Below are 11785 nucleotides of genomic sequence, written 5' to 3' on the forward strand. Positions count from 1 at the left end.
TGAACACCGAGGGGATGATGACGCCCTCGCAGGCCAGGAGCCGGGCCCGCGCAAGGCTGATCGGTTGGCCTTCCAGGAGGGGGAGGCGGCCGGTGTCCTTGCCCTGCAGCGTCTCGATGTCGACGGTGAGGTTGAGGGTGGCGGTGTGCCCGTGCCGGGTCGCCGCCTGCGGGGAGGACCCGTACCCGGCCAGGAGCTGGTGGAGGGCCTCGGCGTGCCGGTTGGCCTGCGGGGGCAGCAGACCGCCGTCCTCAGGGTCGCCCTCGTCTTGGCGGGGTGGCGGGCAGGCGGTCTGCAGGTACTTGTCGAGCATCCGCCCGGTCGCATTCGAGAGGTGCCCTTCCAGCGCCCACATACCGTTACCGCACTCGATCAACTCCAGGCGCTGCATCGACTGCTCGCCGAGCCCATCAAGAAGCTCGGTCTCCTCGGCGATCGCGGCCCACAGCCCCTCGAGGTGACGTTGCAGGTCCTTGAAGGAAGCATGAGCGCAGTACTCGACCACCATCGCCTCCGGCGTCGCGCAGAGGGTCTCGGGGTCGAAGGGGGAGACGACCGGGGCGGTGAAAGGAGTGCGGGCGAACACGCGCATCGCCGGGGTCTGGTCAAGCTGGCGGACAGCGTAAGCGACCTGGTCAATCCGAGCCCTCCCCGACACCGCCGCCGAAGCAAGAAGACGGAACTTCCCCGACAGCCGCGCGATGGCGGCGATGGCGCTGGCGGTGTTGAAGGTGAAGTCGAACTGGGACAGGAGCAGGTCGCGGAGGGCGGAGAACCCGAACTCGGAGCGGTGCAGGTTCGCCTCCTTCATCGCGATCACCGCAGAGAGGACCTGGGCGTGGAAGGCGTTGATCCCCGCGGCGGCCTCATCGAGGGTCGAGCGGATCGCCGCAGCCTGGGAGCGGCGGTCAGGGGAAGCGGAGAGGAGCGAGGCGGCGGGGAGGACCGGAGTGACCGGGGTGGTGTGGGTGTTGCATGCGGCCATGGGTCTCGCCTCCTCACCGATTCTCGAATGTCCTGCCTGTTTTCGGTTCCTTGTTCGTAGTTCAATGATGACAGAATGTTGTAGCGGTGTCATCACCCAACCGGGTGAACATTCCATGAGGGACACTCACGCCACCCGCCACCCCCCACTCCGCCTGGGGCGCAAAGCAAACCAGGGGCCAAATGGGCCTCCGTCGTCCCGGTCCCGGCGCTGCCGTGCAGCCGCACCGCACACCCCACCACCATGCGACCCTTTTGTCGCTGCCCGCCTGAACCTCAATTGAAACGGCGCCGCAACCCGCTATCGCACGTCCGCCAACAGGAACCGCACGCCGACCACATGGGACCCCATGGAAAGGAATGCGCCAGCGAATCCGTTGAGGCACAACCCCTCCCATGCCGCGTGGGTCGCGAGCAGGAGTGGCAGGGGCAGTCAGACGCCGCCGAGCTGGGCGAGTACGGCCGTGGGGCTGGCGACGACACGGCCCTCGATGAGCAGGTGGGCGCCTGCGATTGAGAATCGGGTGGTCCGCTTCATGTGCGGACGGTGCCGATGCATTTGACAAGCCTGCATTTGGCGCGACGGATGAACGCATCGACTCATCCTCAATAGAAATTGCCGTACGCATGGGATGTGGGTTTTGGTAATACCGTGAAGAGTGCCGCGGGGGCATCGAAGCTTGCGGCCCTGCTGCCGCCGAACGGCTTGTTCTGACCGTGCTAGCGGAGTATCGGCAGGTAGTCGATCCTATCGGCTTACGTCTCAGGTGTGTTCAGTCATCGCCCGCAGTCAAATGTCCCTTTTGCATGATAAGGAAATCGTCGCACGTCGTGCGCTTCCGATTGCATCGAGCAAGCCGCGACGGCAATGCGCCTTCCCGGGAGTCGATCTGCCGACAGAAAGACCCGCCCGTTCGAGTGATGACTTTGGAGTGACTTTATCGGGTTCCCGGATGCTGCGAAAGTCTTGGTTCGTATACCGGTTATACGAAGGGTCTTTACAAGGGATGGAATCTGTGCAAATATCGAGATGATTCGATCAGCCCCTGCTCTCGGGGCGCTCGTGAAGGAGACGACGATGTCAACAAGCAAGCGGCTGGGCGCCCTCGCCGCCGCGACAGCCCTCGTGACCACGGCCCTCGGCCTCGCCGCCCCGGCCCCCGCCACGGCCGCGCCCGTGGCGTTCGACAACGGCCAGACCATCACCGACACCTCCGGCAACCTCATGCACGCCCACGGCGGCGGGATGCTCAAAGTCGGCAGCACCTACTACCTCGTCGGCGAGCAGCGCGACGGCTACCTCTTCGACCAGGTCAGCATGTACTCCTCCACCGACCTCGTGAACTGGACGTTCGAGAACGACATCCTCAGCGCCGAATCCCACCCCGACCTCTCCCCGGCCAACATCGAACGCCCCAAGGTCATCTACAACGCCGCCACCGACAAGTACGTCCTCTGGGCGCACAAGGAGAACGGCGTCGACTACGGCGACGCCGAAGTGGCCGTGGCCGTCTCGGACACCGTCGACGGCGACTACGCCTACCAGGGGTCCTTCCGCCCCGCCGGGTACGACTCCCGCGACATGACCCTCTTCGTCGACACCGACGGCACCGGCTACCTCATCTCCGCCGCCGACGTCAACTACGACCTCAACGTCTACCGCCTCACCCCCGACTACCTCGCCATCGACGAGCTCGTCTACGTCTTCGACGGCTACCACCGCGAGGCCCCGGCCGTGTTCCAGCGCAACGGCGTCTACTTCATCGTCACCTCCGGCGCGACCGGCTGGAACGCCAACCAGACCCAGTACGCCACCACCACGAACTTCCCCGAAGGCGCCTGGTCCGGCTGGACCAACGCCGGGAACTCCACCACCTACGGCTCCCAGTCCACCTTCGTCACCACCGTGCAGGGCACCGCGGGCACCAGCTACCTCTACATGGGCGACCGCTGGGGCCCCCAATGGGGCGGCAAACCCATGGACAGCGAGTACGTCTGGCTCCCCATCGGCTTCCCCAGCAACACCTCCATGACGCTGACCTGGTACTCCACCCTCAACATCGACGCCGCCGCGGGCACGATCCAAGGCGTCGTCGGCTCCGAGGACGGCAGTCCCTACGCCACCAAGTTCGTCAACGCCGCCTCCGGCCGCTGCATCGACGTCCCCGGCGGCTCCGGCACGAACGGCGCCGAACTCATCCAGTACGACTGCTGGAACGGCGCACCCCAGGCCTTCACCTTCGACCCGGTCTACCCCGGCTCCAAGGTCGGCTCGGTCGCCAACACCGCCACCGGCAAATGCTGGGACGTGCTCGACCAGGCCACCGCCAGCGGCGCCCCCGTCGGCCAATGGGGCTGCTGGGCCGGAGGCAACCAGCGCTTCTCTCTGCGCGCGTCCGCGAACGGCAACTACGCGATCGTCGCCCAGCACTCCGGGCTCTGCCTCCAGGCCGCCTCGAACGCCAACGGCGCCGCGATCGTGCAGAGCACCTGCACCGGCGCCGCCAACCAGCAATGGGACGTGACCGGCCTCTAGGCACGCCCTCCACATACAAGGACCGCCGCCGGTGGGCTTCGCAGCGCCGGCGGCGGTCCTGCTGTGTCCCCGGCCTCAGCCCGACCCCGCCGTTCGCCGATGCACCCCTGACCAGGCATAATCGAGAGGTTGCGCCTAGGTGCAGCGTCTCCGGCTCTCGAAGTCGGATATTCCATGCGAGTCAGCTCTATTTCGGGCTGGCGTTGAGCGAACGAAAGGAATCAGTCTCGTGGCTGATCAACAGCAAGCTGCCGCCGGCGGCCGGGACGGCGGCGGCGACCGCCGCGGCGGTCGCGGCGGGCGCGGCGGACGCGAGGGCGGTCGCGGTCGCGACCGCGCCGAGAAGTCCCCGCACGTCGAGCGCGTAGTCACCATCAACCGCGTCGCCAAGGTCGTCAAGGGCGGCCGGCGCTTCGCCTTCACCGCCCTCGTGGTGGTCGGCGACGGCGACGGCAACGTGGGTGTCGGCTACGGCAAGGCCAAGGAAGTTCCCGCCGCCATCGCCAAGGGCGTTGAAGAGGCGAAGAAGAACTTCTTCAAGGTCCCCCGCATCGGCGGCACGATCCCGCACGAGGTCTTCGGTGAGGACGCGGCCGGCCGCGTGCTCCTGAAGCCCGCCTCCGCGGGTACCGGTGTCATCGCGGGCGGCCCCGTGCGCGCCGTGCTCGAATGCGCCGGCGTCCACGACGTCCTGTCGAAGTCCCTGGGCTCCTCGAACGCGATCAACATCGTCCACGCGACGGTGGCCGCGCTCAAGGGTCTCGAGTCCCCGGAGGCCGTCGCGGCCCGCCGCGGCATGGCGCTGGAGGACATCGCTCCCCAGGGTCTGCTGCGCGCCCGCGCCGAGGCCGCCGCGGCCGCGAAGGCTTAGGGGTTAGCGACATGGCACGTTTGAAGATCACCCAGCACAAGTCGGTCATCGGCGAGAAGCCGAAGGCCCGTGCGACCATCCAGACGCTCGGCCTGCGCAAGATCGGCCAGACCGTCTACAAAGAGGACCTCCCGCAGTACCGCGGCATGGTCCACCGTGTCCGTCACCTGGTCGACGTCGAGGAGGTCGAGTAGTCATGGCTATCCGCATTCATGACCTGCAGCCCGCCCCCGGCGCCAAGAAGGCCAAGACCCGCGTCGGTCGCGGTGAGGGCTCGAAGGGCAAGACCGCCGGCCGCGGCACCAAGGGCACCAAGGCCCGCAAGACCGTGCCGGCCGGGTTCGAGGGCGGCCAGCAGCCGCTTCAGATCCGTCTGCCGAAGCTCAAGGGCTTCAAGCCGCACAACAAGCTCGTCTACACCGTGGTCAACCTCGACCGCCTCGCGGAGCTCTTCCCCGAGGGCGGCCAGGTCGGTCCCGAGCAGCTGATCGAGGTGGGCGTCCTCAACAAGAAGGAGCTCATCAAGGTCCTCGGCTCGGGCGAGCTCGAAGGCGTCAAGCTGGACGTGAAGGCCCACGCCTTCTCGGCTTCCGCCGTCAACAAGATCGCCGCCGCCGGTGGTTCGACCACCGTCGTCGACAAGAAGACCGGCGAGGCCCTGGGCGAGTAATCGCGCTGGGCGTCGCCTGTTCGAACAAGCGATTCGGGAAACGGGTCGGAGGGAACTCCGGCCCGTTTCGTCGTAATGAATGCCGAATACTCTGCGTCCGAATGCGCCTGCTAGGCTCCCATGGCGAGGACCACCGTCTTCCTCGGGCGTGTGACGCTCTCGCTACGAACTACACACGCCCACTGGTTACGAAAGGTGTTGCCCCGCAGCACCATGGGCCCCGCCAGGGGGTCTTGTTCAGGAGGAACCGCATTGCTCTCCGCCTTCATCAGCGCGTTTCGGACCCCCGATCTGCGCAAGAAGATCCTGTTCACCTTGATGATCATCGGACTGTATCGTCTTGGTGCGCAGATGCCGAGTCCCGGCGTGGACTACGCGGCAGTGCAGACCTGCCTGAACATGCAGCCCACCGATGAGGCGGGCGTCTTCGGGCTCCTGAACCTCTTCACCGGTGGAGCGCTCCTCCAGCTCTCGGTCTTCGCACTCGGCGTCATGCCGTACATCACCGCGTCGATCATCATGCAGCTGTTGACGGTCGTGATCCCCAGGCTCGAGCAGCTCCGCAAGGAGGGCCAGCCGGGCCAGGTCAAGATCACCCAGTACACGCGCTACCTGACGCTGGGCCTCGCCCTGCTCCAGGCCTCCGGCTACATCGCGCTGGCGCGCTCGGGCATCCTGTTCCAGGCCGAGTGCCCGGACGAGATCCTCCCGGACCTGTCCGCTTCGGAAGTGAGCATCCCGTACTGGCTGACGATCGTCTCCGTCGTCGCGGTCATGGTCGCGGGCACCGCGATCATCATGTGGTTCGGCGAGCAGATCACCGAGCGCGGCGTCGGCAACGGCATGAGCCTCCTGATCTTCGCCTCGATCGCCGCGCAGATGCCGGGCCAGTTCTGGTCCCTGCAGAAGTCCGAGGGCTGGTTCATGTTCGCCGTGATCATCGGGCTCTGCATCGCGATCATGGTGGCGGTCATCTTCATCGAGCAGTCGCAGCGCCGCATCCCGGTGCAGTACGCCAAGAAGATGGTCGGCCGCCGGATGTACGGCGGCACCTCGACCTACATCCCGCTCAAGGTCAACCAGGCCGGCGTCGTGCCCGTCATCTTCGGCTCCTCGCTGCTGTACATCCCGACGCTGTTCCGCCAGCTCAACCAGAACAGCGACTCGTCGTGGGTCGGCTTCATCGACCGCTACCTGCTCAACCAGGGCTCGTGGGTGTACATCACGCTGTACGCGCTGCTCATCATCTTCTTCACCTACTTCTACGTCTCGATCACCTTCAAGGTGGACGACGTCGCCGAGAACATGAAGAAGGCCGGCGGGTTCATCCCCGGCGTGCGCCCGGGCAACCCGACCGCGACCTACTTGCAGCGAGTCCTGTCACGCCTGACCTTCCCGGGCTCGCTCTACCTGGCCGCGATCGCTATCCTTCCCAATCTGGCCATCATCGCGTTCGGTAACCAGCAGCTGTTCGCGCAGTTCGCGTTCGGCGGCACTTCGGTGCTGATCATGGTGGGCGTCGGCCTGGAGTCGGTCAAGCAGATCGAGTCCCAGCTGATGCAGCGCCACTACGAAGGCTTCCTCCGCTGACGCAGGAACATCTTCATAGGCACCACACGGGAGGAACAACTGTGCGACTGGTACTCGTAGGCCCGCCCGGGGCCGGCAAGGGCACCCAGGCGGAGATCATCGCCGAGCGGCTCGGCGTCCCCAAGATCTCCACGGGCGACATCTTCCGAGCGAACGTCTCCGGCGGCACTCCGCTGGGCCTCAAGGCCAAGGAGTACATGGACGCCGGCAACCTCGTCCCCGACGAGGTCACCAACGAGATGGTGGCCGACCGTCTGGCCCAGGACGACGCCAAGGGCGGCTTCCTGCTCGACGGCTACCCCCGCAACACCGAGCAGGCCAAGGTCCTCGACCGGGTCCTCGAATCGGCGGGCGTGGCCCTCGACCTGGCCCTGGAGCTCGTCGCCAGCGACGACGAGGTGGTGCGCCGCCTGTCCGGCCGCCGCGTCTCGAAGTCGACCGGCAAGGTCTACCACCTGGAGTTCGACCCGCCCGCGGACCCCGACTCCGAGGACCTGTACCAGCGCAGCGACGACCAGCCCGAGACGATCAAGAACCGCCTCAAGGTCTACGCCGAGCAGACCGCGCCGCTCGTGGGCTACTACGAGGAGCAGGGCAAGCTCGTGCGCATCGACGCCATCGGCGAGGTCGCCGACGTGACCGAGCGGGCCCTCACCGCCATCGGCGCCGCGGAATAGCCACCGTGTTCCGCCGTCGCCAGCAGATCCAGTACAAGACGCCCGAGCAGATCCGGAAGATGCGGACCGCCGGCCTCGTCGTGGCCGAGGTGCACCAGGCCATGCGCGAATCGGCCGGGCCGGGCGTGACGACGGCGGAACTCGACCGCATCGCCGAGCAGGTGATCCGCGACTGCGGAGGCGTGCCCTCGTTCAAGGGCTACGACATCGGCAACGGACCCTACCCGGGCTCGATCTGCTCCTCCGTGAACGAGCAGGTGGTCCACGCGATCCCCTCCGAGGACGCGATCCTCAAGGAAGGGGACCTCCTGTCGGTCGACGTCGGCGCAATCGTCGACGGCTGGCACGGGGACGCGGCGATCACCGTCGAGATCGGCGAGGTCTCGCCCGAGCTGACGGCCCTGCGCGAGGCCTGCGAGGCCGCCATGTGGGCCGGTATCAAGGCCGCAGCCTCCTCCAAGCGCCTCGGCGGGATCTCCCGCGCCATCGAGGAGTCGGTGGACCGCTCGGGCGAGTACGGCATCGTGACGGGCTTCGGCGGGCACGGCATCGGCACCGAGATGCACCAGGACCCCCACATCCTCAACTACGGGCGCCCCAGCGAGGGCCCGAAGCTGCGTCCGGGCATGGCCCTGGCGATCGAGCCGATGATCACCCTCGGCTCGGAGGACACCGCCGAACTGGCGGACGGCTGGACGATCGTGACCGACGACGGCTCGATCGCGGCCCACGTCGAGCACACCATCGCGCTGTGCGAGGACGGCGTCTGGGTCCTCACGGCCCCCGACGGCGGCGTCGAACAACTGGGCGACGCGGCCGCGAGCGCGGCTCGCGCCGAATAGGATACCGGTGCCATAATTGGCACCGTGACCGAAGACCACGGCAAGCTGCGCATCTCGAACGCCGACCGCGACCGGGCGATCGCGCAGCTCCAGGCCGCCCTCGACGAAGGCCGCATCGACCTCGCGGAGTTCGACGAGCGCGCCAAGACCGCCTACGAGGCGAAGACGAACGCCGAACTGGACCTCATCTTCGACGACCTCCCCGGCGGCCGCCCCAAGGAAGGCGAGGTCGCCCCGGCGGGCTCCCCGCAGGCCCCCGTCCCGAGCTCCGGCGGTCGCGCGCCCCGCGGCAACCTGATGCAGCGGTTCCCGGCGCTGCGCGGTCTGGTCACCGTGGGCGCCATTACGACCGCCATCTGGGCCGCGACCTGGATCGGCAGCGGCGAACCCACGTACTTCTGGCCGATCTGGCCCATCCTCGGCCTCGGCATCGCCACGATCATGCAGGTGGTCGGCGGCAGCTGGGGCGATCGCGACGACGACGATCCCGACCGCGAGCGGCACGGCGGCCACGGCCCCCACGGACACTGACCCCCGCCCCGAACCCCTAAGGAGCCCCCCGAATGACCTCCCTCGAACGTTTCGGCGGCGACAGCGAGATGCGCATCGGCAACGCCGAGCGCGATGCCCTCGCCGACCTCCTGCGGACATCCGTCGACCAGGGCTTCCTGGACCTGGACGAGTACGAGAAGCGCGTCGACGTGGTCATGGCGGCCAAGACCGTCGGCGAGGCCGCACCCGCCCTCGCGGACCTGCCCGCGTACCACCGGATCCTCGACGCCGACGAGCCCGAGAAGCTCGGCACGCCCGAGTGGGTCAAGTGGATGTGGGTGGGCTTCTCGATCCCGATCGGCATCTGCGTCTCGATCTGGCTCATCATCTTCCTGCTCGCCGACGCGACTTACCCCTGGCCGCTGTGGGTGGCCGCGCCGTTCTTCGGCGTCGGCGTCCCGCTGACCGTCGCCGAGCGGTTCATCCAGCGTCCGGCGGCCGCTCGCAAGCGCCGTGAGGAGTTGCGCCGCAAGCGGATGGGCCGGTAGGCCCGGCGGGTCCGCTCCCCTGCAAGCAAAAGAGCCTCGCGGCATCGCCGCGAGGCTCTTCTCATTGGGGTGACCGACGGGGCTTGAACCCGCGACCTCCTGGACCACAACCAGGTGCTCTACCAGCTGAGCTACGACCACCAAGACCGGTACCGCGGGGAAAACCCGGGACCGGCGACAATCATAGCCAAGCTTCCGGTGTTCCTGTCAACGGGGTTCGGTGTCGGTCGTCTCAGTCCCGGTCCGTCCCGGTGATGCTCGCGGCCGCGGCCTTGGCCTCGTCGCTCGAGGGGCCGGGCAGTTCCACGAACAGGGTGCGGCGGTAGTACTCGAGTTCCTGCACGCTCTCCTTGATGTCGGCCAGCGCGCGGTGGGCGAGGCCCTTGGGCGGCTGGTTGTAGTAGACGCGCGGGTACCAGCGGCGGGCGAGCTCCTTGATGGAGGAGACGTCGACCATCCGGTAGTGCAAGTGGTCGTCGAGGCGCGGCATGTACTTGGCGATGAAGGTGCGGTCCGTGGCGATCGAGTTGCCGCACAACGGGGCCGTGCGCGCTTCGGGCACGTGCTGCTTGATGTACTCCAGTACCGTGTTCTCGGCTTCCTGCAAGGAGATCCGCGAAGCCCGCACCTCGTCGGTGAGCCCGGACTTGGCGTGCATGTCGGCGACGAACGCCCCCATGTGCTCCAGCGTCCCGCCGTCGCAGGCGATCACGATGTCGAGGCCCTCGTCCAACGGGGTGAGGTCGGGTTCCGTGACGAGTACGGCGATCTCGATGAGGGCTTCGGTCTCCGGGTCGAGGCCGGTCATTTCGCAGTCGACCCACACTAGGCGTTCTTCAGTCACCGGCCCAACTCTACGCGCAAGGGGCACGGAAGGTGATCTACGAGGCACGCTGCCGGAAGCGGCCCACGGGCCCCTCGGGAGGGCGCAGACTGAGAGAACGAGAGGTGTTCGGAATCGGACATCAACGCCTGGGAAAGGTGTTGCTTGTCACCGCTACCGTCCGCTATGGTGCGGGTATCAGAGCGTCGCCGCCTTTGCGGCCCGGATCGCAGTGATTAGGGCCGCAATAAGATGATCTCTCAACTTTTTCAAGGTAGGGCGCGTGTACCCCTAGAGATTGAAGGTTTGCGATGAAGCAGACCGGAGACGATACCGTGACCAGGACTCGGGTCATCAGGCCTCTGATGAGGTGAGGTGATCTCCATCTCAGAGACATCATGAGGCCGATGCGGCCCCGTCTCAGAGATGGAAGCCGTGAACCGAGCTTAGCCGATGAAAACGGGTACTCGAAACGGTGCGAAGGCCCTAGGGCCACCGAATCGCATCGATTTCGTAACCGTGGCGCATCGAACACCGGGGCACGGAATTCCACGCAACGAAGCGGTCGTTGTAACTGGTACACCGTTCACGCGGTGTCGGGGGACGAGGAAGCTGGAGGAGACCTTGAGCGTGGAGCAAACGACAACACCCACCCTCACCACCGAAGAGGTCGCTGAGGAACGAGACCTTGTGGGTGTCTACCTGCATGAGATCTCGAAGACGCCGCTGCTTGACGCCGCCGCCGAGGTCGACTTGGCCAAGGCAGTCGAAGCCGGCCTGTTCGCGAAGCACCTGCTCGGCGAGGGGGAGACCTTCGGTGACGCCACCGAAAAGGACCTGAAGCGTCTGGTCGAAGACGGTGCGAAGGCGAAAGAGCAGTTCATCAAGGCCAACCTGCGGCTGGTCGTCTCGATCGCCCGCCGCTACGTCCGGTCCGGGATGCCGATGCTCGACCTGATCCAGGAGGGCAACACGGGCCTGGTCCGCGCCGTCGAGAAGTTCGACTACCAGCGCGGCTTCAAGTTCTCGACCTACGCCACGTGGTGGATCCGCCAGGCCATCAGCCGGGCGATCGCCCAGCAGGAGCGCACCGTGCGCCTGCCGGTGCACCTGGTCGAGGACGTCAACCGGATGCGCAACGTCACCCGCCAGCTCACCCGTGAGCTCGGCGGCGACCCCGAACCCGACCAGGTCGCCAAGGCTCTCGGCGTCACGGTCGAGCGGGTCAACGAGCTCATCCGCTGGAGCCAGGACACCGTCTCGCTCGACACGCCGATCGGCGACGACGGCGACACCAACCTCGGCGACCTCGTCGCCGACTCCGACGAACCCAGCCCCGAGGACGTCGTCCTCGCCGGGATGGAGCGCCAGCGCATCGAGATGATGCTCAACCACCTCGACGAGCGCTCGGCGGGGATCGTCAAGGCCCGCTACGGGCTCGAAGACGGCCGCGAGCACTCGCTCACGGAGGTCGCGCACCGGTTCCACCTGTCGCGCGAGCGCATCCGGCAGCTGGAGATCCAGGCGCTGGCACGCCTCAAGGAGCTGGCCAACGACCAGGTCATGGCCGAGGCGGCTTGACTGCGTGAGCGCTAGAGACGCATAGGAAGAGGGCCGGGGCGAATGGCGGATTCTAGGGGTGGTTGCAACACTGCTGGTTATTCGCTGGTGTGGATGAGTTTAGCGAGGCGCTCGGCTGGGGTTTCCCAGGCGAGCGTTTTGCGTGGGCGTCCGTTGAGTTCGGCGGCGACG

Annotated in this window: 12 protein-coding genes and 1 tRNA gene; 10 read left to right on the forward strand and 3 right to left on the reverse strand. The window is 66.8% G+C overall.

Annotated features, from left to right (window positions below):
* On the reverse strand, positions 1-985 hold a 985-nt coding region (locus JHY01_RS25955), incomplete at its 3' end, for a DUF222 domain-containing protein (RefSeq protein ID WP_205328635.1).
* A 1077-nt stretch (positions 986-2062) separates the two neighbouring features.
* Here JHY01_RS25955 and JHY01_RS25960 point away from each other — a divergent pair.
* From JHY01_RS25960 to JHY01_RS26000, 9 genes are all read left to right on the forward strand, one after another.
* Positions 2063-3520 (forward strand): RICIN domain-containing protein, encoded by a 1458-nt coding sequence (locus tag JHY01_RS25960; protein WP_205328636.1) that lies wholly within the window; start codon positions 2063-2065, stop codon positions 3518-3520.
* A 229-nt stretch (positions 3521-3749) separates the two neighbouring features.
* Entirely contained in the window at positions 3750-4391 is a 642-nt protein-coding gene (gene rpsE / locus JHY01_RS25965) for a 30S ribosomal protein S5 (RefSeq protein WP_205328637.1), read from the forward strand.
* A gap of 11 nt (positions 4392-4402) precedes the next feature.
* Positions 4403-4585, forward strand: coding sequence for a 50S ribosomal protein L30 (gene rpmD / locus JHY01_RS25970; RefSeq protein WP_106361906.1), 183 nt, complete (start codon positions 4403-4405; stop codon positions 4583-4585).
* Positions 4586-4587: 2 nt separating this feature from the next.
* Positions 4588-5061, forward strand: a complete 474-nt coding sequence (gene rplO / locus JHY01_RS25975; protein WP_205328638.1) for a 50S ribosomal protein L15 — start codon at positions 4588-4590, stop codon at positions 5059-5061.
* Positions 5062-5313: 252 nt separating this feature from the next.
* The gene (gene secY, locus JHY01_RS25980; RefSeq protein WP_205328639.1) at positions 5314-6651 is read left to right on the forward strand and encodes a preprotein translocase subunit SecY; all 1338 of its coding nucleotides are present in this window, start codon (positions 5314-5316) and stop codon (positions 6649-6651) included.
* Positions 6652-6692: 41 nt separating this feature from the next.
* Positions 6693-7328 carry an adenylate kinase gene (locus JHY01_RS25985; protein WP_205328640.1) on the forward strand — a complete coding sequence of 212 codons (636 nt, stop codon included), beginning with the start codon at positions 6693-6695 and terminating at the stop codon, positions 7326-7328.
* A 5-nt stretch (positions 7329-7333) separates the two neighbouring features.
* The gene (map, locus tag JHY01_RS25990; RefSeq protein WP_205328641.1) at positions 7334-8170 is read left to right on the forward strand and encodes a type I methionyl aminopeptidase; all 837 of its coding nucleotides are present in this window, start codon (positions 7334-7336) and stop codon (positions 8168-8170) included.
* Between the two features lie 24 nt (positions 8171-8194).
* Positions 8195-8701 carry a DUF1707 domain-containing protein gene (locus JHY01_RS25995; protein ID WP_205328642.1) on the forward strand — a complete coding sequence of 169 codons (507 nt, stop codon included), beginning with the start codon at positions 8195-8197 and terminating at the stop codon, positions 8699-8701.
* A 32-nt stretch (positions 8702-8733) separates the two neighbouring features.
* On the forward strand, positions 8734-9210 hold the full coding sequence (locus tag JHY01_RS26000; RefSeq protein WP_205328643.1) for a DUF1707 domain-containing protein: 477 nt from the start codon (positions 8734-8736) through the stop codon (positions 9208-9210).
* Positions 9211-9275: 65 nt separating this feature from the next.
* Here the strand turns inward: JHY01_RS26000 and JHY01_RS26005 are convergent.
* Positions 9276-9351: transfer RNA gene (locus JHY01_RS26005), tRNA-His, on the reverse strand.
* A 91-nt stretch (positions 9352-9442) separates the two neighbouring features.
* A complete protein-coding gene (gene orn / locus JHY01_RS26010) occupies positions 9443-10054 on the reverse strand; it encodes an oligoribonuclease (RefSeq protein WP_307814592.1) in 612 nt (203 codons plus the stop codon).
* A 603-nt stretch (positions 10055-10657) separates the two neighbouring features.
* Between orn and JHY01_RS26015 the strand changes: the two genes are divergently transcribed.
* On the forward strand, positions 10658-11614 hold the full coding sequence (locus JHY01_RS26015) for a sigma-70 family RNA polymerase sigma factor (protein WP_205328644.1): 957 nt from the start codon (positions 10658-10660) through the stop codon (positions 11612-11614).
* The last annotated feature ends 171 nt before the right edge of the window (positions 11615-11785 follow it).

This window comes from Glycomyces sp. YM15 (genome assembly GCF_016918015.1).
In the GTDB taxonomy this organism is placed as follows: domain Bacteria; phylum Actinomycetota; class Actinomycetes; order Mycobacteriales; family Micromonosporaceae; genus Glycomyces.